Source organism: Zobellia sp. OII3 (genome assembly GCF_002211465.1).
Taxonomy (GTDB): Bacteria; Bacteroidota; Bacteroidia; order Flavobacteriales; family Flavobacteriaceae; genus Zobellia; species Zobellia galactanivorans.
On the sequence record NZ_MWRZ01000009.1, the window covers coordinates 26,472 to 49,295 of the forward strand.

Consider the following 22,824-nt stretch of genomic DNA (forward strand, 5'->3'; position numbering starts at 1 on the left):
TTCTTTGCAAAATTAACCAAAATATATTCAATATTACCCTTTGGGGTCTTTTAGTATGTAAGCGATGTTAAAATAGCATAGTTATTGGCCAATTGTGGAGTAGTAGGAGCCGAATTACGGCGGTATGTTTGTAGTGTAATATTAAACCAATATTAATCGACCTGTTTCACGACAGGTTACAAAACAACAACGACATGAGAAAAGTAGTAAGAACAGCAGCAATGATCGCATTATTATTCAGCACGACTGTTGGATTAGCGAGTGAGCCTAAACTGAGCGTTGTACCTAATGAAAATGTAAAAAGTTTCGTATACGAGCTTGATTCCCAATCAGGGAGCACGACTATCAAGTTCATCGATGCGGAACAGAACGTTATATTCTTTGAAAAAGTTGAAAAAGGGGCTTATGCCAAGAAATTCGACTTGTCTAACCTTAAAGATGGTCTATATTTCTTTAAATCGGAAGATGAATTAAAGACGATATCGTATACTATCAGCATTGAGGGTAGCACTGTGAAGGTTATCGATAGGAAAGAAAACAGTAAGCCAGTCTTTAGGGTAAAAGACGGTAGAGTGTATTTGAACCTATTGAACCTCGATAAGAAAGACGTTAACATACAAGTTTACGACAGTAGTAACAGATTGGTTTTCTCGGAAAAACGGGAAGATGAAATGACTATTGAAAAAGCATTTGATTTTACCAAGGCCTATTCCGGTGATTATACCGTAGTAGTAAGGGATAGCAAAGAAACCTACTACAAGGAGATATCGGTAAATTAAGATTGTTTAAGTTGAGTTGAGTTAAATTGTCCCTAAGGTGGTTGAGAACCTTAGGGGCTTTTTTTATGGCTATAGGTAGCTGTAGGCCCAGTACATTAGAACAAACTGCAAAGGCAGTCTTGCCCACAATACCCATTTGGGAATGCCGGCTGAAGCCTTTTTTTCTGAAAGCATATAGAAATGTACCAGTAAGAAAACGGCCAACATTAAAATGAGCCCATAAATGGCATAGTTTTTTGAAAAAGGGAAACACACGCCCAGGCCCATACCTATTTCGGCCACACCGCTCAGTTGTACCAAAAGCCTATGATTGGGCAAGTAACGGGGCATGATTGCCATATACACCCTAGGTTTGATAAAGTGCATTATTCCGGCCAATACGTAAATTGCTCCCATTACGTAGAGGTGCCATGTGTAGCTCATGGTTTAGCTTGATATTTCTTCAAACGTTCACGTTTGTACTCTGGCAAGGCTAGGTTGGTCAATGCTAGCTCCAATATTTTCGGGTCTTTTTTGCGCATGAACAAAAGCTGAAAAAAATCCTTTACGGTAAGTTCGTTTGTAGATTGCTCTATCAAAATGAATTGCTCTCCTTTTCTGACTTCCCCTTCTTCAAGAATGCGAACGTAGGTGCCCGGATAGCCATAGTCGATATATTTTTTTAAAATGCCTTGGTCGTTAAACCGGATCCCAAGTTTGTAACAAGGTTCCCTTGGTTGGGAAATTTGAACAAGGGCGCTTCCTATTTTATAGATGTCGCCTATACGAACGATAGATTCGTCAAGTCCGCTTACACTAAGGTTTTCACCGAACATTCCCCATTTCCATTCCAGATCCGGATATAATTTTTTCCAGTAGTCGTAATGGTCTACCGAAAACAGAAAACAGGCCTTATTGATGCCGGCATGGTGCTTTCGGTCAATGACCGAATCTTTGGCTACATCGGTCTTTCCTAAAAATAGGGGTTCTTCTACCGGGGATTTGAATATGCCGGTCTGCTCATTTTTGCCGTTCCATATAACCGTGGTGGGGCGTCCGATATTGGTAGAGATGATTTCCATTGCTTAAAGGTAGAAAACCTATCTGTAAAAATAGAATCGTATCGATTACTTGTTTTTTGTACTTAGAGGAAGGAGTGGAAGAATTTATTTTCGTCTGCGCACACGAAAATTTTGATAATGTGCTAGATTATTCACTTAAATTCTGTTAATTTGACATTCGGTGGCTTATCGCGCCTTATATAAATTAGGATATTACCCCCATTTATGGCATTATTAACATTTTTATTGTTTACAGGATTTGTAGCCTTTTACGCCACTTACAAGCTTAGACGCGACAAGCTGAATACCAAGGACGGATACTTTTTGGGAGGTAGATCGTTGACCGGGGTGGTCATAGCGGGCTCTTTGCTTTTGACCAATATATCTACCGAGCATTTGGTGGGGATGAACGGGTCGGCTTATCGTAATGGGGCAATCATTGTAGCCTGGGAGGTAACTTCGGCCTTGGCCTTGGTCATAGCTGCCCTATATTTTGCGCCGCGCTACCTGAAAATGGGCTTGACCACCATTCCGGAATTTTTGGAAAAACGCTTTGACGGACTCACACGGACCTTAGTGGCCCTTCTTTTGATCATCTCCTTTGTGGCGACCTTGCTGCCCATTGTTCTATACACTGGAGCATTGAATATTGAAGCTATCTTCGATATCTCGGAACTCTTGAACGTGACAACGAGCGAAGGAATATGGATAACGATTTTAATTGTAGGAAGCATTGGTGCGGTCTACGCTATTTTCGGCGGATTGAAAATGGTCGCCTATACCGATACCATTAACGGCTTTGGGCTTTTGGTAGCCGGTCTTCTGGTGCCCACACTGGCCCTATTGGCCATTGGGGACGGAAACATTCTCGAGGGGATGTCGACCGTTTTTAGGCATAGTCCTGAAAAATTCAACGTCATTAGTCACGAATCGGGAGTAGGAGAGGGGGCGCGTTCCGCTATTCTGCCCTTTGAGGTTTTGTTTACGGGCCTTATGGTCAACCAAATCTATTTCTGGACCATGCACCAATCTATTATTCAACGGGTGCTGGGGGCGGTCAATCTAAAGGAAGCCCAAAAAGGACTACTATTTACTGGACTGCTGAAGATATTGGTGCCCTTGGTGATTGTGTTGCCCGGACTTATAGGGTTTTATTATTTCGGAGAGAGCCTGTACGATAATCCAGATAACGTATACCCGCTTTTGGTGAAGAAAGTATTGCCCCTCTGGCTTACGGGCTTTTTTGTTGCCGTAATGATGGGGGCTATCTTAAGTACTTTTAACAGTGCCTTGAACAGTGCCGCCACGGTTTTTAGCCTTGATATATTTAAAAAATACATTCAAAAGGATGCCAATGAGAAGAAGTTGGTGGTCATTGGTAAAAGTACCTCCGCCATTCTCGCTATATTGGCCATTGGCATTGCCCCCTTTGTGGCCAATGCCCCGGATGGGCTGTACCAGTTGCTACAACAGCTGAACGGTATATTCTTTATTCCTATAGCCAGTGTGATCATTGCGGGTTTCCTTTTTCCGAGAGTAACGGCTGCTGGCGCCAAGGCAGGCCTTGGCTTTGGTCTGTTGTTCTACGTGTTTATGTATTATGTGCTTGAGGTCAACCTTCATTTTATCCATATTTGGGGTATTGAATTCGTTCTGAATATCGCCATTATGCACATTGTATCGGCCTTAACCCAAAAAGAAGAAAAGTTTATTATGAAAGACGCGGGCGTGTTAAACCTAAAACCATGGAGGTTTGCCAAGCCCTTTAGTTTCTTTCTTATACTGTTTACGATTATTTTGTACCTTGTTTTAGGCAATGTCTAGCACATAATCGAGATAGAAAGAGTACTGTAACAGAGTGAGTTTAATGCTAAATTTTTAAAAATGGAAAAAACGTTCAGGGATTATGAGGCTGTAGACGTATCGGCCGCTGTGAAAGAGCATTACAGGAAAATGCGGAAGAATCAGACTGTTGATTATGTTCAGCGTATGCAAAAGAAATATTTGACATATGATAAACCTATGGATCTATGGGAAGCCATGGGCCATTTAAATAAGTTGATCGATGTGAGCGATCCCGATTTGGATCTACCTAACGTACAGCACTTGATTCAGAGCGCCGAGGCCATTAGGGAAGACAATCGCCCCGATTGGATGCAGCTGACAGGGCTCATTCACGATTTAGGGAAGATAATGTTCCTTTGGGGCAGTGATGAAGATGGTACAAGCCAAGACGAGCAATGGGGTACCGTTGGCGATGTATTTGTGGTCGGTTGTAAATTGCCCGATACCTGTGTCTATCCCGAATTTAACGAATTGAATCCCGATATGGCCGATGACCGTTACAATACCCCTACAGGTATTTACCAAGAAGGTTGCGGACTTGACAAGCTAAACCTTGCCTGGGGGCATGATGAATATCTTTATCAGGTGCTTTCAAACCATAAGGAAAACACATTGCCCAAAGAAGCCATGGTCATGGTCCGGTACCACTCCTTTTACCCTTGGCATACCGGAGGAAGCTATAAGGAACTCTTGAATGAAGGGGATAAGGAGTATTTAGAACTGATTAAAGATTTCAATAAATACGACCTTTACACCAAATGCCAAAAAATATACGATTTGGAAGAGGTGCGCGAATATTACCAGCCCATAGCTGAAAAATACTTGGGTAAGGGACCTATTTTCTGGTAGGTCCATAATTATATACAATAGCAATGGTCATTCAACCTAGGGGCGGAATGGCCGTTACCTTTTTATTTCAAGTACTTTGATGATGACGGTGTTCTCTCCGATATTTTCAAGGTCGTGAATTGTTTCCTTTTTGCTACAGGTCCAATAGAATTGATCGCCTTGGTCAAAGCGTAAAAGCCCGATCTGCCCATTGACATTTCTTGAAACCAAGAGTCCGTCTGTAAAGCACGTACAGCTATAATCGTTAGCGTGTTTTCTAAAGGGGGTTCTTTCCCCGGGCTTTAAAATTATCTCGCTTAAAACAAGTTCGTCATTTTCAAAAAGGGTATCGCCAATTTTCGTACTGAAGGTATTCTGTTTAATTTCATTCAGTTTCTTTTTGTCCCAAGAGTCAAAATTGCCCTTGGGGTTTAGTTCTGTTAGTACCATACAAAGTAAGATTTAGATAAGTAATAGGTTTTCGTTAGAGATTATGGGGCACTCTATAGATGTAAAATGTTTGTTGAGGTTCAGTGAGATTGAGTTTCGCAAAAGACAACGATTGCAAAGAATGCTTAGGCTCTTGCTGCGTTTGCACCTGCTTTGGCCATAAAATAAACCAAAGTTTGCTTCAAAGATTCGTATTGAAAAAGGCTAGACGGGGCGAATGCATCTTGCCGACCTAAAATAGAAATGGGTCGAAAGATTTTGGGCTTGGCCCTTTTGTTATTTTTTGGGGTTTTCCAAAAGTCTGATGGCCAAGGTGTTTCTTGCAATTTAAAAGTTTTCATTCTTTATATTCTTCTTTTAGCGGCACCTATAGTAGGTATTTTTTCTTTGATTCTTTTATAGAGATAGACTTCAAAATCTTGGGTTTTTTTGGGGCCTATTTCAAATTTTTGGGGAAGATATGAATTTTAACAAGAAAAAACGCCCGATTGCGATACTCTGCAATCGGGCGTTTTTGTAAGTGTATAATTTGGTGTTACTTCACCATTTCGTAACTGCGTTTGATAAAGTTTGTCAATTCCTCACCTTTTAATAATCCTTTTGAAAGCCGTGCCAAATCTATGGATTGATTGATCAACCGTTCGCGTTTTTTGGCGGTTTTGGTGTTCAATATCTCACCTACGAGCGGGTGATTGGTGTTTACGATAAGGTTGTACATATCGGGCATTGACCCCATAGCGAACATACCGCCACCACCGGTCTGCTGCATTTCTTTCATACGGCGCATAAATTCCGGCTCGGTAATGATAAAGGGTGAAGCATCACTGTCCATAGCCTCAAGTTGAACGGTATAGCTCTTATCGGTAATTACCTCTTCAAGATTCTTTTTAAGGGTCTCCTTTTCCTCGTCCGATAATTTAGAGATTTGGGCATCCTCTTTTTTGATCAGGTTGTCCAAATGGTCGGCATCTACACGGGCAAATGAAAGTTTCTCTTTTGAGGTTTCCAATTTTTGCATCAAATGGGCAATGATTGGGGAATCCATCAAGAGTACCTCATAACCTTTTGCCTTTGCAGCTTCAATATAACTGTGTTGGGCAACCTTGTCGGAGGCATAAAGAACAACGAGTTTATCGTCTTTATCGGTTTGATTTTCCTTTATTTTTTCCTGTAGTTCCTCAAAAGTATAGTAGGCACCGTCTACAGTAGGATACAGTGCAAATTTGTCAGCTTTTTCAAAGAATTTGTCCTCACTGAGCATTCCGTATTCAATAACGATCTTGATGTCGTTCCACTTTTGCTCAAATTCCTCGCGGTTGTTCTTGAACAATGAATTCAGCTTATCGGCGACCTTTCTCGTTATGTACGAAGAAATTTTCTTGACGGCACCGTCGGCTTGTAGGTATGATCTGGAAACGTTCAAAGGAATGTCGGGCGAATCGATTACACCGCGAAGCATGGTCAAGAACTCGGGCACGATGCCTTCAACGTTATCGGTAACAAAAACCTGGTTTTGGTACAACTGAATGCGGTCTTTCTGTACATTGAGGTCGTTGGTCAACTTAGGGAAGTATAAAATACCGGTAAGGTTGAAGGGGTAGTCTACGTTCAGGTGAATGTTGAACAAGGGTTCTTCGAATTGCATTGGGTACAACTCGCGGTAGAACTCTTTATAGTCTTTGTCCTCTAGGTCGGCGGGCTGCTTGGTCCAAGCCGGATTAGGGTTGTTGATGATATTGTCTACTTCTTGGGTAGGTGCGGGATCGTCTTCCTTGGCACCTTCCGGTTTGGGTAAAGTTTCCGTTTTTGTACCGAACTTGATCGGTATCGGCATGAACTTATTGTACTTGTTTAGAAGTTGGTTGATGCGGCTGTCTTCCAAAAACTCGGTCGAGTCTTCCGCAATGTGTAGGATGATTTCCGTACCGCGTTCTTGTCGGCTGCCGGGCTCCAAGGTAAAATTGGGTGATCCATCACAGCTCCAGTGTACCGCCTCGGCATCTTCCTTAAAGCTTTTGGTGTTGATCTCAACCTTGTCGGCTACCATAAAGGCCGAATAAAAACCTAAACCGAAATGACCTATAATTCCGGTTTCCTTGGCGCCGTCCTCATATTTGTTCAAGAATTCCTCGGCACCTGAAAAAGCAAGCTCGTTGATATATTTCTTGACCTCGTCCTCGGTCATACCGATACCCTGGTCTATAACGTGTATTTTTTTTCCTTCCTTATCGACCTTTATTTCGATCATCGGGTTGCCGTACTCTACCTTGGCCTCGCCTATAGAGGTCAGGTGCTTCAGTTTAAGTGTTGCATCGGTCGCGTTCGACACCAGCTCCCTTAAGAAGATTTCGTGGTCACTGTACAAAAATTTCTTGATCAGCGGAAAGATATTTTCCACCGAAACGTTGATTTTACCTGTTGCCATATACTATAATTTTAATAAGGTACTCGCCGTAGCTTGACCTATAGTTTAATATTTGTTTTGGTTCTTGAGCATAAAGGAACCACAGTAGTAATTACCTAGATGGTGCCTGTCAAAAAAAATACCACATACGGTAAGAGTGACAAACTGGCGCATTCCACTCTTCCATACTTTGAAGAAATGGCATAATTGTCTTTTTGTTTAATTATTTTTGGAAATAGTTAAACATTTTGTATATTTGGTCATGGATGTGATTAAGATTGCTATGAGAAAGAGCGTTTTAGTTTGGATCACGTTTAAATTAATTATTGTTAGGTTGTTTAAGAGCGTGTTTTCTTCGGAAAGCACGTTTTTTAAATTAGAGTAGAATAAGAATTGGTATACCCTTAACAGTAGTTAAAGCTTTTAAGGCGTAACTTTATGTAATAAAATTCAAGAATCGTGGCTAAGACAAAGACAAATAAAATTACGGAAGATCGCATCATTGAACTCTATATGGACTACGTTCTCGAGCATGAGGCAGTACCGAAATCGATATACAAGTTCTGTAAGGAAAACAAAATTGCCGAAACCGATTTCTATGCGTTTTTTGGTTCGGTGGAAGCCCTGCAGAAAGCAATATGGAGCAAATTTTACGCCCATACCGAAGCACTTTTGAACAAGAACGACGAATACGAAAGCTTTACGAACAAGGAAAAGATGTTGACCTTCTTCTTTACCTTTTTTGAGCTGTTGAGCCTAAACCGAAGCTATGTGCTGCTTACTTTGACCGAACATCGGAATGCACTCAAGAATTTGGCACAGTTGAAAGATTTACGGCACTTGGTGAAGGGTTTCGCTACTGGTTTGATCGATGAGGCCAATTCGGAGAAAAGCTCCAAGATCACAAAGTACAATCCGAAGATATTTTCTGAAGGGGCGTGGTTGCAGTTTCTGTTCGTATTGAAGTTTTGGATGGGTGACAGTTCCCCTGGTTTCGAAAAAACCGATATGGCCATTGAGAAATCCATCAATACCGTTTTCGACATCTTTGATCATACGCCATTGGAAAATATAATCGATTTCGGCAAATTCTTATATAAGGAAACCATGGCATAGCCGGGTGGTTTATTATTCTCGCCTTAACAACAACATATGAAGACACTTGATAGTATACTCACGGGGAAGATAGAAAGAGCAGGCAAACTGGTTAAGACGGGTGTAAAGATCGGTGGAAACTATGTGAAGTACTACGGAAAAAAATTGGTCAACCCCGAGCTGGGGAAAGACGAACTCAACGAAAACAATGCCGAAGATATCTATGACGGGCTTAAAAGCCTCAAGGGTAGTGCATTGAAGGTGGCCCAGATGTTGAGTATGGAAAAAAACTTACTGCCGAGGGCCTATGTCGACAAGTTTTCGCTATCTCAATTTTCGGTGCCACCACTGTCGGCACCACTGGTCAGAAAAACGTTTAAGAAATATCTGGGCAAGTACCCTGAAGAACTTTTCGATACCTTTGAAAAAGATAGTGTGAACGCGGCCAGCATCGGTCAAGTGCATAAGGCTACCAAAGATGGCAAAGCCTTGGCGGTCAAGATACAGTATCCCGGTGTGGCCGAGAGTATTTCAAGTGATTTGGCCTTGGTAAAGCCCATAGCCATCAGAATGTTCAACTTGCAGGGGAAAGATTCGGATAAGTATTTTAAGGAAGTAGAGAACAAGCTAATCGAGGAGACCGACTATCTGCGCGAAATTGAACAAAGTATAGAAATTACCGAGAGATGCTCGGCCATCAAGAACCTTAAATTTCCTAAATACTATAAAGAACTTTCCAGTGAGCGTATTATCACCATGGATTGGATGCAGGGGCGGCACCTAAGTGAATTTACCAACAAGGAATTTGATCCGGAAGTCGGTAATAGTATAGGTCAGACTCTCTGGGATTTCTATATGTTCCAAATACACGGTTTGAGGAAGGTTCATGCCGATCCACATCCCGGTAACTTTTTGGTAAGCGAAGACCATACTTTGATCGCTATAGATTTCGGGTGTATTAAAGAGGTGCCCAAGGAGTTTTATGTACCTTATTTTGAGTTGGCGCAAAAACAGAACATTGAAAATGATACGGTTTTTATGGAAAAGCTGTACGAGTTGGAAATATTGACGGAAACCGATTCACCCGAAGAATTGAAATTTTTTAAGGCTCTCTTTAAAGAAATGCTTTCGCTTTTTACCTCGCCATTCAATGAGGAGTATTTTGATTTTGGTTCCAATGATTTTTGGGAAAAAATAGCCGATTTGAGCGAACGCTATTCGAAAGACAGTCAAATACGGAAAATGAACGGGAATAGGGGGTCTAAGCACTTTCTTTATATGAACCGGACTTTCTTCGGTCTTTACAATCTTCTCCATGACCTTAACGCGAAAATCGAGGTCAATAGCTTTAAGCGGTACTTATCTTAAATATCGGAAGATCAAAATCATCTTATAATTTTTGCATATCTTAGAAATTTACGGGTTACTTTGCAATACGGTGAAAGCGTTTGCTTTTAAATTTTTAAAAAATCTTCTATGTATAATTCAAAAATAACGGGACTAGGATATTTTGTGCCCGAAAACGTAGTGACCAATGACGACTTGGCCAAGGTAATGGATACCAATGATGAATGGATCCAAGAACGTACGGGTATAAAAGAGAGAAGGCATGTGCTCAAAGGTACCGATACCACGACCACAATGGGTGTTAAAGCGGCAAAAATAGCTATTGAACGGGCCGGTATCGACAAAGATGATATCGATTTTATTGTTTTTGCCACCTTGAGTCCCGATTATTATTTTCCTGGTCCCGGTGTACTGGTACAGCGCGATTTAGGTATAAAGACCGTGGGGGCCTTAGATGTTAGGAATCAATGTTCCGGCTTTATCTATGCCTTAAGTGTTGCCGATCAGTATATTAAGAGTGGTATGTACAAAAATGTCTTGGTTATCGGTTCGGAACTGCATAGCCATGGTCTTGATATGACTACTCGAGGTAGGGGTGTTTCGGTGATTTTCGGTGATGGTGCGGGTGCCGCCGTGCTCAGTAGGGAAGAGGATAATTCAAAAGGTATTCTTTCTACACATTTGCACAGTGAAGGCCAACATGCCGAAGAGCTTTCCTTGATAGCACCGGGTATGGGTAAGCGCTGGGTTACCGATATCATTGAAGATAACGACCCAAATGATGAGTCTTATTTTCCGTATATGAACGGACAGTTCGTATTTAAAAATGCGGTGGTACGGTTCAGTGAGGTAATTATGGAAGGCTTGAAGACTAACGGGCTGGCCCCTGAGGATATTGATATGCTTGTGCCGCATCAGGCCAATTTGCGTATTTCCCAGTTTATTCAAAAGAAATTCAAACTCTCTGATGATCAGGTGTATAACAACATCATGAAATATGGCAATACTACTGCCGCATCCATTCCTATAGCCCTTACCGAGGCATGGGAAAAAGGAAAGGTCAAAGAAGGCGATTTGGTGGTCTTGGCAGCTTTCGGTAGCGGCTTCACTTGGGGCAGTGTTATCATCAAATGGTAAGTAAATAGAAATTTACGGCACACACAAAACCCCGATGTCTCCATCGGGGTTTCTGTCGTTGATGCTGCTATACTAAACACTAACCATTAACTATAAACATATAGCTTTATCACCGACCAATATTATTGAAAGGTTATAAACATCATAACGACTTTTAATAAGACGCACAAATGTTACAAAGGTTACAACATGTATTAAACTTTAACATCATATTTAACATATGAAAACTACCCTGGTATTCGGAGCCTCGCTCAAAACGAATCGTTACAGTAATCTGGCGGTAAATCGCCTAGTAGACCATAACATCAAAATAGAAGCATTCGGCCTTCGAAAAGGTAAAATCAGGGGTATACAAATAAAGACCAATTTAAGCGAAATTCAAAACATTCACACCATTACTTTGTATATCGGCCCAGCGCGCCAGCCTGAATATATCGATAAAATCTTACAAATAAACCCGAAACGCGTAATATTTAATCCGGGCACTGAAAACCCTGAGTTTTACAAAATACTGGAATCCAAAGGGATTGAAGTGGTCGTGGCCTGCACCTTGGTCTTGTTGGCGACAGGTCAATATTAAATATCCGACAAATGGGGTGTCCGATTTTTCGGATGAAACTTTAACATTTCATAATTTGATATTTAATCGATTTTAATAGAGTCATTTCTTTTGCGAATGGCCCAGAGTCCTAAAAATGTCAGTAATCCGTTCAAGGGTAATAGTTCATAACCTACTTGGTATCCTCCCAGGTAGTCCGCCGGTAAATTGGCTAGGCCTAAGATGCATAGAACGGAGAGTAAGGCTATGAGCCATACATAGTTGTCCTTAATGGCGAACTTGGTGAGTATTCCAAAGGTAAATAAGCCCAGTAAAGGGCCGTAGGTGTAGGTCGCGACCGTCAATAGTCCGTCAATAACATTGCGGTCTAGAATGTATTTGAAGAGTATAACGGTTACGATTAAAAGAAGGCTCATGCCAACGTGGGTGGTCTTTCGAATTCGGTTCTGATCTTTTTCTTCTTTTTCGTCAATGTTTAAAAAATCTACGCAGAACGAGGTGGTCAAAGAGGTCAGTGCACTATCGGCGCTGCTATAGGCCGCGGCAATGAGTCCGAGCATAAAGGTGATGGCCACAACGCTGCCCAGGCCGCTATTCAGTGCGATTTCAGGAAAAAGAAGGTCGGACTTCGGTTGGCCGTCCATTAAGGGGGTGGCAATGTTGAATTTGGCGGCATAGATGAACAATAGCGCCCCTAGCAAGAGAAAGACAAAGTTTACGATAACCAATACAACGCTAAAGGAAATCATGTTTTTTTGTGCGTCCTTAAGCGATTTGCAGGTGAGGTTCTTTTGCATCATATCTTGGTCAAGACCCGTCATACAAATGGTAATGAACATTCCGCCAAAAAATGACTTCAGAAAGTGGTTCTTGTCAAAGAAACTATCGGTAAACAGGATTTTGTTGTATTGTTTTAGCTCTTCCGAAGCTAAAAATTCAGTAAATCCCCAATCTAGCTTTTGATTGATAAAATAGATGCTCAAGCCTACTGATAAGAGCATGAATGCCGTCTGAAGGGTGTCGGTCCATACAATGGTTTTGATTCCTCCCCTAAAGGTGTATGTCCATATGAGTAGAATAGATAGGATTACCGTGATCTCAAAAGGAACGCCAAGCTCGTCAAAAACGAATTGCTGTAAAACTATGGCTACCAGAAAGAGCCTGAAAGCTGCCCCGAGAACCCTAGATATAAAGAAGGATACGGCCCCGACCTTGTAACTGACCGTTCCAAAACGTTTTTTTAGATATTCATAAATGGAGGTTACGTTAAGTTGGTAGTATATGGGGAGCAGTACAAAGGCGATAACGAAATATCCGGCCAAATAACCAAAGACCACCTGCATATAGCTGAATTCGGAGGTCTCTACCCAACCAGGTACCGATATAAAGGTTACACCTGAGAGTGAGGCCCCTACCATACCGAAGGCTACCAAGTACCAAGGTGATGATTTGCCGGCTTTGAAAAAGTCAACGTTCGAGTCGTTTTTCCCCGTAAAGTAAGATATGAGCAAAAGCAAAAGAAAATAAACACCGATCAAGATGAGAATGTGGGTGGCGGTCATGTAATAAAATTTCAAACCAAAGTACAAAAAGTAAAAATAGTACGTAATTTTGTAATCATGGATTTTTCATCAAAGCTTCTGGAAAATGCGGTATACGAAATGTCACAGTTGCCGGGTATCGGTAAACGTACGGCGCTTCGGTTGGTACTACATTTGTTGAAACAACCGGGCGAACAGACCGAAAGATTATCCAATGCCTTGCTGCATTTGCGAAATGACATTAAGTTTTGTGAAAATTGCCATAATATTTCAGATGTGGCACTTTGTGAAATTTGTGCCAACCCCAAGCGGGATAGAAGCCTGGTTTGCGTTGTAGAGGATATCAGGGATGTAATGGCTATTGAGAATACCAGTCAATACAGGGGGCTATACCATGTTCTTGGTGGAAAAATATCGCCTATGGAAGGTGTAGGTCCCCAAGACCTTACCATTGCCTCTTTGGTGGAAAAGACCAAAAAAGGAGAGGTAAAGGAGCTTATTTTTGCCTTGAGCTCTACTATGGAAGGCGATACGACCAATTTTTATATTTACAAGCAATTGAAGGGACTTGATGTCAGTACTTCTACCATTGCCCGGGGGATCGCCGTGGGTGATGAACTTGAGTATGCCGATGAGGTCACGCTGGGGCGAAGTATTTTAAATAGAATTCCCTTTGAAGGTTCCTTGAAGGCGAATTAAAAATGTTGGAAATTTAACAAATAGGTGCTTTTTTTGGTATTTTTGCGACCAAAATAGCTTAAAAGCAGTATAAAATAAGAATATGTCAAAGTTTGAACTGAAATTACCGAGAATGGGTGAGAGTGTTGCCGAGGCAACGTTGACCTCTTGGTTGAAAGAAGTTGGGGATACTATTGAATTGGACGAGCCTATTTTTGAAATAGCCACCGACAAGGTGGATTCGGAGGTTCCTAGTGAGGTGGAAGGTGTTTTGGTAGAAAGGTTCTTTGAGGTAGACGACGTGATCAAGGTTGGGGAAACGGTTGCGATAATCGAGACCGAACAGTCGGCCAATACGGAAGCTGTGGTTGTCGATAAGACGAGCGATAAAGCAGAGGAATCTGCGGCTATGGTAGAGGAGACGGTAAAAGTGGCCAAGGAAGTGGCCAGTGCACCTGTCCATCAAGCTCCAAAGGCCGTATCGGGAGAGCGCTTTTACTCACCCTTGGTGAAAAATATAGCGAAACAAGAAGGTATCTCAATGGACGAACTCGATACCATTAAAGGTACGGGTAACGATGGAAGGGTCACCAAAAACGATATTCTCGATTATTTAAAGAACGGTAGGGTAAAAGCTGAAGAGCCTGCTGCTGCGGTCGCTACAGAGGTAAAAAAAGAAGCCCCTTCAGTGAATTCGGTGCAAGCGGTAAAAGAGCCGGTTGCGGCGGCTACCATAAAGCAATCCGTTGATGCGGAGGTCATTCCCATGTCGCGTATGGGGAAATTGATAGCCAAGCATATGGCCGAGAGCGTGTCGACTTCGGCGCATGTACAGAGTTTTATCGAGGTAGATGTGACCAATATCGTAAACTGGCGTAACAAGGTTAAGGCAGATTTTGAGAAAAGGGAAGGTGAAAAACTGACGTTTACCCCCATCTTTATGGAAGCTGTGGCCAAGGCATTGAAAAAGTATCCCATGATGAACATATCTGTAGATGGCGATACGGTTATCAAAAAGAAAAATATAAACATTGGTATGGCTGCGGCCCTGCCGGACGGTAACCTTATCGTTCCGGTCATAAAAAATGCCGACCAATTGAATTTGGTAGGTATGGCCAAGGTGGTGAACGATTTGGCCTTTAGGTCAAAAACGAATAAATTAAAACCCGATGAGGTGCAAGACGGTACCTATACGGTAACCAATGTCGGAACCTTTGGCAGTGTGTTCGGTACGCCTATTATCAATCAGCCGCAGGTAGGTATTTTGGCCTTGGGGGCGATTCGGAAGATTCCGTCGGTAATAGAGACCGCTGAAGGTGATTTTATAGGGATTCGCAGTAAGATGTACCTTTCCCATAGCTATGATCATAGGGTGGTAAACGGGGCCTTGGGCAGTATGTTCGCCAAGGCGGTGGCCGACTACTTGGAAGGTTGGGATGTAGATAGGGAAATCTAGTGTATTGAAGTCTTGTCGGTTGGTTCTGGGGCTATCTGTGCTATGGGCGGTCCGGGTGTCCGCAAGAAGATGGCCTTAAAATGATGCGGTACGGTCCGTGGCTTGTGATTTGTATTCCGGGTGAGGTGTAGGGTAAATCCTTGTATTTGATTTGTACATATCTGTAACTCGCTTGTTTGTGTGGTAATTGTCGGCCTTTCCGGCTATAGCGGTCCTTAATCGGGCAAGAAAACCGAAGATATATTTTCTCTAAGCTCGTTAAAGATTATATTTGCTTAAAAAATTGCAAAAACATGGAGCTTAATCTTACGCGTCCCATTTGTTTTTTTGATTTGGAAACTACGGGTACCAATGTTGCCAAAGACCGAATTGTAGAAATATCTGTGTTGAAAGTATACCCTAACGGGAATAAGGAAAGCAAGACTTGGTTGGTAAACCCTGAAATGCAAATACCGGACGAGGTCGTCGCCATACACGGTATTTCAAATGAAAAGGTGGCCAATGAGCCTACTTTTAAGGAGTTGTCCAAGACCATTTACGCGATGATAAAGGACTGTGATTTGGGCGGATTCAATTCTGATCGTTTCGACATTCCCTTATTGGCAGAAGAAATGCTTCGGGCCGAAATCGACTTCGATATGAAAAGTATGGTCTCGATAGATGTGCAGACTATTTTCCATAAGATGGAAAAGCGTACCCTTGCCGCGGCCTATAAATTCTATTGCGGGAAGGATTTGACCGATGCGCATAGTGCGGAGGCCGATACCCAGGCTACCTATGAGGTGCTTTTGTCGCAGCTAGATCGATACCCCGAGCTTGAGAACAACGTAAAAAAATTAGCTGAATTTTCCACGCATCGGCAGTTTGCCGACTTTGCCGGCTTTTTGGGCTATGATGAAGATGGTGTTGAGGTGTTTGCCTTTGGTAAGCATAAGGGTAGGAGGGTGTTGGATGTTCTTGAAAAAGAGCCGGGCTATTTTGGGTGGATTCTTAATGCCGACTTTCCCCTGTATACCAAAAAGGTATTAACGCAGATCAAATTGAGCCAACTGAACAATAAACTAGGGTAAGGCTTAAATCGGTACACATGAAACTTATTTGTATAGGGAGGAACTATGCTGCGCACATTGCCGAATTGGCCAATGAACGCCCTGAAGAACCGGTGGTGTTTATCAAACCCGATTCCGCAATCCTGCCCAAAGAACAAGATTTTTATATCCCTGAATTCTCTAACGATGTCCATTACGAGGTTGAAGTATTGGTCAAGATCAACAAGGTGGGCAAGCATATCAATGAAAAGTTTGCGCATAAATATTATAGTGAAGTAGGCTTAGGTATTGATTTTACGGCTAGGGACCTGCAATCAAAACTGAAGGAAAAAGGCCTGCCGTGGGAAAAGGCAAAGGGGTTTGACGGAGCAGCCGTTATAGGTGAATGGCTTCCGAAAACCGATTTTGAAGATTTGAACCGTATAAATTTTTCGCTGTTCAAAAATGGTAAAGAAGTACAAAAGGGAAATACAAGTCTCATGCTCTGGAAGATAGATGAACTTGTGGCTTATGTTTCCCGGTTTTTTATGTTAAAAAAAGGCGATATAATTTTTACCGGAACGCCTTCCGGTGTTGGAAGAATTGAAGCAAATGATTACCTTTCGGGTGTTCTTGAAGGGCATGAGCTTTTTCATTTAAAAGTAAAATGATGATTTACAATCTTGATAAAATCAATGAGATGGCTGAAGGGGATGAGGATTTCATCAACTCTGTAATTTCAGTATTTTTAGAAGAAGTGCCACAAGATCTAGAGGATCTTGAGATTGCACTGAACGATCAAAACCATGACCAAGTATATAAATTGGCCCATAAAATTAAGCCTAATGTGGATCTTTTGGGGATGGAGCAGACCCGTGCCGCTGCATTGCAAATAGAGACCTTAGGTAAGGCCGGGGCAAATATTTCGGAGATACAGGAGGTCTTTCCCTTGCTAAAAAAAGATATACACCAAGTCGTATCGGAGTTGAAGAAAGATTTTAGTATTTGATGTTTGCCGAAATCATTACCATTGGCGACGAAATCCTAATCGGTCAGATTGTCGATACCAATTCAGCCTTTATTTCTAAGGAGCTGAATAAAATCGGGGTCTCGGTATATCAGATTACTTCGGTTCAAGACGATAGGGAACATATTCTTCAGGCTCTTGAAGAGGCCAAGGGTAGGGCTCAGGTGGTTATCATGACCGGAGGGCTCGGGCCGACCAAAGATGATATTACCAAGCACACCCTTTGTGAGTTTTTTAATGATACCTTGGTGGAAGACGCGGGTGTGCTAGCCCACGTGGAAGAACTTTTTGAAAAGTATATTTCATCTACTCCTATATCCGATATGAACAGGATGCAGGCCTTGGTGCCTTCTAAGGCGACCGTGCTTCACAATGCGCTCGGTACGGCACCGGGAATGTGGTTTAAGGATGAAGGTGTGGCCTTTGTTTCCTTGCCGGGGGTACCCTATGAAATGGAGAATTTGATAGTAAATCAGGTCATTCCTAAAATCATTAAGGATTTTGAGCGCCCATACATCCTGCATAAGACCATAGTAACTTATGGCTTGGGAGAAAGTGCCATTGCCGAGAGATTGGAGCAGTGGGAAGACCATCTTCCCCCCTTTGTCAAACTGGCCTATCTGCCCAATTTGGGGAAAGTCAGGTTGCGCTTAAGTGCTAAAGGGCCAGATAAACAGGTCTTGGTCGATGCGGTAGAGAAGGAGGCTCAAAAACTGCCGGCACTCATAGGCGACATCATGTATGGAACCGAAGACGAGGAAACCTTGGAAGAATTGGTGGCCAAGACCTTAACGGGCAAAGGCCTGACCTTGGCTACGGCGGAAAGCTTCACCGGAGGAAAGATCGCAGGGCAACTGACGGCCTTGCCGGGGGCTTCAGCCTACTTTAAGGGCAGTGTCGTGAGTTATGCCACGGAAACAAAGATAAACGTTCTAAAGGTGCCCAAGGATGTAGTGGATAGATATTCCGTGGTCAGTGCCGAGGTGGCCGAGGCCATGGCCAAAAACGTAAGAAGTTTGTTAAAAACCGATTATGCCATAGCAACCACAGGTAACGCCGGCCCGACAAAAGGGGATTCGGATGCCGAGGTCGGAACGGTCTTTTTGGCCATTGCAACACCGACAGGTGTTCACGCCCAAAAATTCAATATGGGCAACCATAGAAATCGTATTGTGGAGAAGTCGGTAAACAAGGCTTTAGAGCTGTTACAAAAAGAAATTTCAAAAATCTGAAATATTCTTTTGTCCATCCCATAAAAATGATATAAATTTGCACCCTGTTTAAAGAAAAATCAGCGCGATGTCAAAAGTTTGTGAAATTACGGGAAAGAGAGCGATGTTCGGTAACAATGTATCGTTCTCTATCAATAAGACCAGAAGAAGGTTTAATGTCAATCTTTCTAAGAAACGTTTTTATATTCCCGAAGAAGACCGATGGGTAACTTTGAAGGTTTCAGCAAAAGCGTTGAAAATTATCAACAAAAGGGGTATTTCTGCGGTTTTGAAAGAAGCGAAGGCAGAAGGATTGGTAAAATAAGCTAGAATACGATGGCAAAGAAAGGAAATAGAATACAGGTTATTTTGGAATGCACCGAACATAAAGATTCGGGCATGCCAGGTACTTCAAGGTATATCACTACCAAGAACAAAAAGAACACTCCCGAAAGAATGGAGATTAAAAAGTTCAATCCTATTTTAAAGAGGATGACAATCCATAAGGAGATTAAATAAGTTTTCGTATCAACGGGGACATAAAAGAAATTAGTCATGGCAAAGAAGACGGTAGCAAGTTTACAGACAAGTTCAAAAAGATTGACAAAAGCCATTAAAATGGTGAAATCGGCAAAAAGTGGTTCTTACACTTTTGTTGAATCCGTTATGACCCCAGAAGCGGTCAACGAATGGTTGTCTAAAAAGTAAGATACTTTTATAGTATGATGAAGCCTCTTCGTAAAGAAGGGGCTTTTTTTGTTGCTCCTATACCGAGATGAGAAAAGCCCCCGTTTAAACATGGATCGTTTTAAAGCCATGGTAGTGCCAATTAAAGTAAAAACTTCCGCCTTACTTTCTTATCTTTGAGCCTATTAATACAAAGAAAACATGAGTTTGTTCAAGAATATATTTTCTTCAAAGAAAAAGGAAAGCCTTGACAAGGGCTTGGAGAAATCTAAAACTTCCTTTCTCTCTAAGCTTAGCAAAGCGGTTGCCGGTAAGTCTAAAGTAGATGACGATGTACTCGATAACCTAGAGGAAGTTCTTGTTTCTTCCGATGTCGGGGTTACCACGACCTTAAAAATTATTGACCGCATCGAGGCTCGTGTCGCCAAGGATAAGTATATGGGTACCGACGAGCTCAATACTATTCTTCGCGAAGAAATATCCGGTCTTCTTTCCGAGACCAATTTGGGGAACCAAACCGAATTTTCAGTACCACAAGATAAAAGGCCCTATGTCATTATGGTGGTAGGTGTAAACGGCGTGGGGAAGACCACGACCATTGGTAAGTTGGCCTATCAGTTTAAGAAGCAGGGCTTAAAAGTGGTTTTAGGTGCAGCCGATACCTTCCGTGCTGCGGCCATCGATCAATTACAGGTGTGGGCCGATCGTGTTGACGTTCCCATCGTAAAACAAAAAATGGGCAGTGATCCGGCTTCTGTCGCTTTCGATACCTTGAGTTCGGCCGTCAAGCAAGATGCCGATGTCGTGATTATCGATACGGCAGGACGACTTCATAATAAGGTGAACTTGATGAACGAGTTGACGAAGGTCAAACGGGTAATGCAAAAAGTGGTCGATAATACACCCCATGACGTTTTGTTGGTGCTCGATGGTTCAACCGGGCAGAATGCTTTCGAGCAGGCCAAACAATTCACCAAGGCCACTGAAGTAACCTCGTTGGCGGTTACCAAATTAGACGGTACCGCAAAAGGCGGTGTGGTCATCGGTATCTCCGATCAATTTCAAATTCCCGTCAAGTATATTGGCGTCGGAGAGGGAATTGAAGACCTGCAGGTGTTCAACAAGCATGAATTTGTAGACTCCTTCTTTAAGGTATAACGGCGTTTAATTTAGCCCACAGTTCATTATCGAAGCTTGAGAGTCCTAATTGGTTTTCCCCAGCACTTTCGCCGCACCTAACAATAACCAGACCTTGGCTGGGAACGACGTAGATTTTCTGGTCGTTGGCACCTAGGGCCGCAAATAGGTCGGAGGGGGCATTGGGTATCAGTTCGCTCGATACCACTTCTTGGGAGGTCGTACCCATATAACTTTGTTTTCCGTTTAACCACCACAAATAGCCATAGCTTTTATTCAGTTCTTGGGAGGTATCGGTCATTTGGTCGAAGTAGGTTTTGCTTACGATCGAACTCCCGTCCCAACTCCCTTTGTTCAGGGCGAGTAGTCCGAAGCGTGCCATGCTTCGGGTGGTACTGTTGTATAGGTTCAAGCCTAGGGCTTTGGTCCAATTTCCCCGCATTCCGATACGGTCTTCAAGTTTGGTTTTTCCATAGCTCTGAAAGTCCATTCCCGTACTTTGGGTCAGAATATTTTGAAGAACGATAAAACCGCCCTGATGGTAGGCCCAACGGGTGCCGGCATCTGCAGTATACTCCAAACAACTTGGGGTGGTACAGACCCACGGTATGTAGTCGCCCACATGGTCGGTCAAGCCGGTGGTCATGCTTAAATGGTGCTGTACGGTAATCAGGTTTTCCTTTTCTATAGGTAGTGAAGTCCAATTCGTTCCGAGATAATCGGAGGTTTTGTCGGTAATATGGAGCAGGCCTTCCTCTTGTGCAATACCGGTGATGGTCGCCGTCAGGCTCTTGGCGGCGGAGAACCAGGTCCATTGGCTATCGGCCGTATGGCCATTGAAGTATTTTTCAAGAACGATACGGCCGTCTTTCAAAACCATAAAACCCTTGGTCCGGTTTACGTCTAAATACTCATATAGACTTTCTATTTCCGTTTCGTTCCAAGCGAGTTGGGCAGGGGTGAGTGTATCCCAAGTGGTACTTGAAATGGCTGGGAAATACATGCCCTGTGGAACTGGGTCGATTTCGACTTCGGATTCTACCTTGTCGTAGGAACAACTAAAAAGAAACAGTAAAAGGAAGCTTAATACAGAGTTGGTGATATATTTCATGACCTCGATTTCTTATAGGACGTCAAATGGCTATTAAAGTTTAACGCAATTCAACAAGAAATCGTACCAAAAGGAAGCTGTTCGTTCATCTTGTTGTATTTTTGCGGTCAATTTCCAATTATGAGAACAAAATCGCAGAAGCAGAATAAAATCAATGTAGTTACTTTGGGATGCTCGAAAAACGTGTATGATTCCGAAGTGCTCATGGGGCAGTTGCGTGCCAACGAAAAGGAAGTGGTTCATGAGGAGGAAGGTAATGTTGTTGTAATAAATACTTGCGGCTTTATCGCCAATGCAAAAGAGGAAAGTGTCAATACGATTCTGGAATATGTTCAGAAGAAGGAGGCCGGTGAAGTAGATAAGGTATTCGTGACCGGATGCCTAAGTGAACGCTATAAGCCCGATTTGCAAAAGGAAATTCCGAATGTAGACGAGTATTTCGGCACCAGTGAACTTCCTAATTTGTTGAAGGCCCTTGGCGCCGATTATAAGCACGAGCTTATAGGGGAGCGTTTGACGACCACACCAAAAAACTACGCCTATTTAAAAATTGCCGAAGGTTGTGATCGACCTTGTTCGTTCTGTGCCATTCCTATTATGAGGGGTAAGCATAAGAGTACGCCCATTGAAGACTTGGTGACCGAAGCTGAAAAGTTGGCCGCCAAGGGTGTCAAGGAACTGATTCTCATTGCGCAAGACTTGACCTATTACGGTCTTGACCTCTATAAAAAGCGCAACTTGGCCGAGCTATTGCAAGCTTTGGTAAAAGTTGAAGGTATTGAGTGGATCCGATTGCATTATGCCTTCCCGACGGGCTTTCCTTTAGATGTTCTTGACGTAATGAAGGAAGAACCTAAGATCTGTAATTACTTGGATATTCCCCTGCAGCATATTTCAGATTCCATCCTAAAAAGTATGCGTCGCGGTACAACACAGGCCAAAACGACAAAGTTGCTAAAAGAATTTAGGGCGGCGGTACCTGAAATGGCCATTCGTACCACTTTGATCGTGGGTTACCCTGGGGAAACCGAAGAAGATTTCCAAACCCTAAAAGAATGGGTGGCCGAAATGCGCTTCGAGCGATTGGGCTGCTTTACCTATAGCCATGAAGAGAATACCCACGCCTATACCTTAGAAGATGATGTTCCCGAAGAGGTCAAGCAAGAAAGGGCTAACGAGATCATGGAGCTGCAATCACAAATTTCATGGGAGTTGAACCAAGAAAAAATCGGACAGACCTTCCGTTGTATTATTGACCGCAAAGAAGGAACGTACTTTGTCGGACGAACGGAATTCGATTCCCCTGATGTAGATAACGAAGTCCTTATTGATGCTTCAAAATACTATCTGAAACAGGGAGAGTTTGCAAATATAAAAATAACCGATGCCGCAGATTTCGATCTTTACGGCGAGCCGGTATAATGATATGTCCTAGAAGTAGGGACTTTTTTGAAAAGAATTGAA

At 42.6% G+C, this 22,824-nt stretch carries 24 protein-coding genes; 18 read left to right on the forward strand and 6 right to left on the reverse strand.

The genetic code is table 11. The features are described 5' to 3' along the window. Window positions 1-194 precede the first annotated feature (194 nt). Entirely contained in the window at window positions 195-779 is a 585-nt protein-coding gene (locus tag B4Q04_RS18455; RefSeq protein WP_013991998.1) for a hypothetical protein, read from the forward strand. Window positions 780-848: 69 nt separating this feature from the next. Here the strand turns inward: B4Q04_RS18455 and B4Q04_RS18460 are convergent, their stop codons facing one another. Beyond that, entirely contained in the window at window positions 849-1,202 is a 354-nt protein-coding gene (locus B4Q04_RS18460) for a hypothetical protein (protein ID WP_088697682.1), read from the reverse strand. Next, a complete protein-coding gene (locus B4Q04_RS18465; protein ID WP_013991996.1) occupies window positions 1,199-1,840 on the reverse strand; it encodes an MOSC domain-containing protein in 642 nt (213 codons plus the stop codon). Before B4Q04_RS18465 ends, B4Q04_RS18460 begins: the two co-directional genes overlap by 4 nt. 204 nt (window positions 1,841-2,044) lie before the next feature. Here B4Q04_RS18465 and B4Q04_RS18470 point away from each other — a divergent pair, with 204 nt between their 5' ends. Both B4Q04_RS18470 and B4Q04_RS18475 read left to right on the forward strand, forming a co-directional pair. Continuing rightward, window positions 2,045-3,643: a solute:sodium symporter family transporter gene (locus B4Q04_RS18470; protein WP_013991995.1), complete on the forward strand. Its 1,599-nt coding sequence runs from the start codon at window positions 2,045-2,047 to the stop codon at window positions 3,641-3,643. A 60-nt stretch (window positions 3,644-3,703) separates the two neighbouring features. Beyond that, window positions 3,704-4,513: an inositol oxygenase family protein gene (locus B4Q04_RS18475; RefSeq protein ID WP_013991994.1), complete on the forward strand. Its 810-nt coding sequence runs from the start codon at window positions 3,704-3,706 to the stop codon at window positions 4,511-4,513. Window positions 4,514-4,567: 54 nt separating this feature from the next. Here the strand turns inward: B4Q04_RS18475 and B4Q04_RS18480 are convergent, their stop codons facing one another. Both B4Q04_RS18480 and htpG read right to left on the reverse strand, forming a co-directional pair. Continuing rightward, entirely contained in the window at window positions 4,568-4,942 is a 375-nt protein-coding gene (locus B4Q04_RS18480; RefSeq protein WP_013991993.1) for a hypothetical protein, read from the reverse strand. Between the two features lie 535 nt (window positions 4,943-5,477). Then, entirely contained in the window at window positions 5,478-7,367 is a 1,890-nt protein-coding gene (gene htpG / locus B4Q04_RS18490; RefSeq protein ID WP_013991990.1) for a molecular chaperone HtpG, read from the reverse strand. 438 nt (window positions 7,368-7,805) lie between these two features. Here htpG and B4Q04_RS18495 point away from each other — a divergent pair, with 438 nt between their 5' ends. From B4Q04_RS18495 to B4Q04_RS18510, 4 genes are all read left to right on the forward strand, one after another. Further along, complete coding sequence (locus B4Q04_RS18495; RefSeq protein WP_013991989.1) at window positions 7,806-8,462, forward strand: TetR family transcriptional regulator C-terminal domain-containing protein; 657 nt, start codon at window positions 7,806-7,808, stop codon at window positions 8,460-8,462. A gap of 36 nt (window positions 8,463-8,498) precedes the next feature. After that, on the forward strand, window positions 8,499-9,809 hold the full coding sequence (locus tag B4Q04_RS18500) for an ABC1 kinase family protein (RefSeq protein ID WP_088697684.1): 1,311 nt from the start codon (window positions 8,499-8,501) through the stop codon (window positions 9,807-9,809). 108 nt (window positions 9,810-9,917) lie between these two features. Continuing rightward, on the forward strand, window positions 9,918-10,925 hold the full coding sequence (locus tag B4Q04_RS18505; RefSeq protein WP_013991987.1) for a 3-oxoacyl-ACP synthase III family protein: 1,008 nt from the start codon (window positions 9,918-9,920) through the stop codon (window positions 10,923-10,925). Between the two features lie 220 nt (window positions 10,926-11,145). After that, complete coding sequence (locus tag B4Q04_RS18510) at window positions 11,146-11,505, forward strand: CoA-binding protein (protein WP_088697685.1); 360 nt, start codon at window positions 11,146-11,148, stop codon at window positions 11,503-11,505. A gap of 62 nt (window positions 11,506-11,567) precedes the next feature. Here the strand turns inward: B4Q04_RS18510 and B4Q04_RS18515 are convergent, their stop codons facing one another. After that, window positions 11,568-13,046 carry a sodium:solute symporter gene (locus B4Q04_RS18515; protein WP_088697686.1) on the reverse strand — a complete coding sequence of 493 codons (1,479 nt, stop codon included), beginning with the start codon at window positions 13,044-13,046 and terminating at the stop codon, window positions 11,568-11,570. Between the two features lie 57 nt (window positions 13,047-13,103). Between B4Q04_RS18515 and recR the strand changes: the two genes are divergently transcribed. From recR to ftsY, 10 genes are all read left to right on the forward strand, one after another. After that, window positions 13,104-13,724, forward strand: a complete 621-nt coding sequence (gene recR, locus B4Q04_RS18520; RefSeq protein WP_013991984.1) for a recombination mediator RecR — start codon at window positions 13,104-13,106, stop codon at window positions 13,722-13,724. An 82-nt stretch (window positions 13,725-13,806) separates the two neighbouring features. After that, window positions 13,807-15,159, forward strand: coding sequence for a dihydrolipoamide acetyltransferase family protein (locus tag B4Q04_RS18525; protein ID WP_088697687.1), 1,353 nt, complete (start codon window positions 13,807-13,809; stop codon window positions 15,157-15,159). 293 nt (window positions 15,160-15,452) lie between these two features. Further along, the gene (locus B4Q04_RS18530; RefSeq protein ID WP_013991982.1) at window positions 15,453-16,229 is read left to right on the forward strand and encodes a 3'-5' exonuclease; all 777 of its coding nucleotides are present in this window, start codon (window positions 15,453-15,455) and stop codon (window positions 16,227-16,229) included. A 17-nt stretch (window positions 16,230-16,246) separates the two neighbouring features. Next, on the forward strand, window positions 16,247-16,858 hold the full coding sequence (locus B4Q04_RS18535) for a fumarylacetoacetate hydrolase family protein (RefSeq protein ID WP_013991981.1): 612 nt from the start codon (window positions 16,247-16,249) through the stop codon (window positions 16,856-16,858). Next, window positions 16,858-17,196, forward strand: coding sequence for an Hpt domain-containing protein (locus B4Q04_RS18540; RefSeq protein ID WP_013991980.1), 339 nt, complete (start codon window positions 16,858-16,860; stop codon window positions 17,194-17,196). Before B4Q04_RS18535 ends, B4Q04_RS18540 begins: the two co-directional genes overlap by 1 nt. Beyond that, complete coding sequence (locus B4Q04_RS18545; protein WP_088697688.1) at window positions 17,196-18,446, forward strand: competence/damage-inducible protein A; 1,251 nt, start codon at window positions 17,196-17,198, stop codon at window positions 18,444-18,446. The genes B4Q04_RS18540 and B4Q04_RS18545 overlap by 1 nt, the downstream gene beginning before the upstream one ends. Before the next feature lie 67 nt (window positions 18,447-18,513). Continuing rightward, window positions 18,514-18,750: a 50S ribosomal protein L28 gene (gene rpmB, locus B4Q04_RS18550; RefSeq protein WP_013991978.1), complete on the forward strand. Its 237-nt coding sequence runs from the start codon at window positions 18,514-18,516 to the stop codon at window positions 18,748-18,750. An 11-nt stretch (window positions 18,751-18,761) separates the two neighbouring features. Beyond that, a complete protein-coding gene (rpmG, locus tag B4Q04_RS18555) occupies window positions 18,762-18,944 on the forward strand; it encodes a 50S ribosomal protein L33 (protein ID WP_013991977.1) in 183 nt (60 codons plus the stop codon). A 36-nt stretch (window positions 18,945-18,980) separates the two neighbouring features. After that, a complete protein-coding gene (locus B4Q04_RS18560) occupies window positions 18,981-19,133 on the forward strand; it encodes a DUF4295 domain-containing protein (protein ID WP_013991976.1) in 153 nt (50 codons plus the stop codon). Between the two features lie 180 nt (window positions 19,134-19,313). After that, the gene (ftsY, locus tag B4Q04_RS18565; protein ID WP_013991975.1) at window positions 19,314-20,270 is read left to right on the forward strand and encodes a signal recognition particle-docking protein FtsY; all 957 of its coding nucleotides are present in this window, start codon (window positions 19,314-19,316) and stop codon (window positions 20,268-20,270) included. On the opposite strand, the gene B4Q04_RS18570 is transcribed toward ftsY, so the two are convergent. Continuing rightward, complete coding sequence (locus B4Q04_RS18570; protein ID WP_088697689.1) at window positions 20,260-21,360, reverse strand: serine hydrolase domain-containing protein; 1,101 nt, start codon at window positions 21,358-21,360, stop codon at window positions 20,260-20,262. The genes ftsY and B4Q04_RS18570 overlap by 11 nt on opposite strands. A gap of 120 nt (window positions 21,361-21,480) precedes the next feature. Here B4Q04_RS18570 and rimO point away from each other — a divergent pair, with 120 nt between their 5' ends. Further along, window positions 21,481-22,782 (forward strand): 30S ribosomal protein S12 methylthiotransferase RimO, encoded by a 1,302-nt coding sequence (rimO, locus tag B4Q04_RS18575; RefSeq protein ID WP_013991973.1) that lies wholly within the window; start codon window positions 21,481-21,483, stop codon window positions 22,780-22,782. Window positions 22,783-22,824 lie beyond the last annotated feature (42 nt).

Bases quoted from the DNA above. Each gene is read 5' to 3' on its own strand.
- B4Q04_RS18455 (WP_013991998.1), top strand. From the start codon at position 195: ATGAGAAAAGTAGTAAGAACAGCAGCAATGATCGCATTATTATTCAGC.
- B4Q04_RS18460 (WP_088697682.1), bottom strand. From the start codon at position 1,202: ATGAGCTACACATGGCACCTCTACGTAATGGGAGCAATTTACGTATTG.
- B4Q04_RS18465 (WP_013991996.1), bottom strand. From the start codon at position 1,840: ATGGAAATCATCTCTACCAATATCGGACGCCCCACCACGGTTATATGG.
- B4Q04_RS18470 (WP_013991995.1), top strand. From the start codon at position 2,045: ATGGCATTATTAACATTTTTATTGTTTACAGGATTTGTAGCCTTTTAC.
- B4Q04_RS18475 (WP_013991994.1), top strand. From the start codon at position 3,704: ATGGAAAAAACGTTCAGGGATTATGAGGCTGTAGACGTATCGGCCGCT.
- B4Q04_RS18480 (WP_013991993.1), bottom strand. From the start codon at position 4,942: ATGGTACTAACAGAACTAAACCCCAAGGGCAATTTTGACTCTTGGGAC.
- htpG (WP_013991990.1), bottom strand. From the start codon at position 7,367: ATGGCAACAGGTAAAATCAACGTTTCGGTGGAAAATATCTTTCCGCTG.
- B4Q04_RS18500 (WP_088697684.1), top strand. From the start codon at position 8,499: ATGAAGACACTTGATAGTATACTCACGGGGAAGATAGAAAGAGCAGGC.
- B4Q04_RS18505 (WP_013991987.1), top strand. From the start codon at position 9,918: ATGTATAATTCAAAAATAACGGGACTAGGATATTTTGTGCCCGAAAAC.
- B4Q04_RS18510 (WP_088697685.1), top strand. From the start codon at position 11,146: ATGAAAACTACCCTGGTATTCGGAGCCTCGCTCAAAACGAATCGTTAC.
- B4Q04_RS18515 (WP_088697686.1), bottom strand. From the start codon at position 13,046: ATGACCGCCACCCACATTCTCATCTTGATCGGTGTTTATTTTCTTTTG.
- recR (WP_013991984.1), top strand. From the start codon at position 13,104: ATGGATTTTTCATCAAAGCTTCTGGAAAATGCGGTATACGAAATGTCA.
- B4Q04_RS18525 (WP_088697687.1), top strand. From the start codon at position 13,807: ATGTCAAAGTTTGAACTGAAATTACCGAGAATGGGTGAGAGTGTTGCC.
- B4Q04_RS18530 (WP_013991982.1), top strand. From the start codon at position 15,453: ATGGAGCTTAATCTTACGCGTCCCATTTGTTTTTTTGATTTGGAAACT.
- B4Q04_RS18535 (WP_013991981.1), top strand. From the start codon at position 16,247: ATGAAACTTATTTGTATAGGGAGGAACTATGCTGCGCACATTGCCGAA.
- B4Q04_RS18540 (WP_013991980.1), top strand. From the start codon at position 16,858: ATGATTTACAATCTTGATAAAATCAATGAGATGGCTGAAGGGGATGAG.
- B4Q04_RS18545 (WP_088697688.1), top strand. From the start codon at position 17,196: ATGTTTGCCGAAATCATTACCATTGGCGACGAAATCCTAATCGGTCAG.
- rpmB (WP_013991978.1), top strand. From the start codon at position 18,514: ATGTCAAAAGTTTGTGAAATTACGGGAAAGAGAGCGATGTTCGGTAAC.
- rpmG (WP_013991977.1), top strand. From the start codon at position 18,762: ATGGCAAAGAAAGGAAATAGAATACAGGTTATTTTGGAATGCACCGAA.
- B4Q04_RS18560 (WP_013991976.1), top strand. From the start codon at position 18,981: ATGGCAAAGAAGACGGTAGCAAGTTTACAGACAAGTTCAAAAAGATTG.
- ftsY (WP_013991975.1), top strand. From the start codon at position 19,314: ATGAGTTTGTTCAAGAATATATTTTCTTCAAAGAAAAAGGAAAGCCTT.
- B4Q04_RS18570 (WP_088697689.1), bottom strand. From the start codon at position 21,360: ATGAAATATATCACCAACTCTGTATTAAGCTTCCTTTTACTGTTTCTT.
- rimO (WP_013991973.1), top strand. From the start codon at position 21,481: ATGAGAACAAAATCGCAGAAGCAGAATAAAATCAATGTAGTTACTTTG.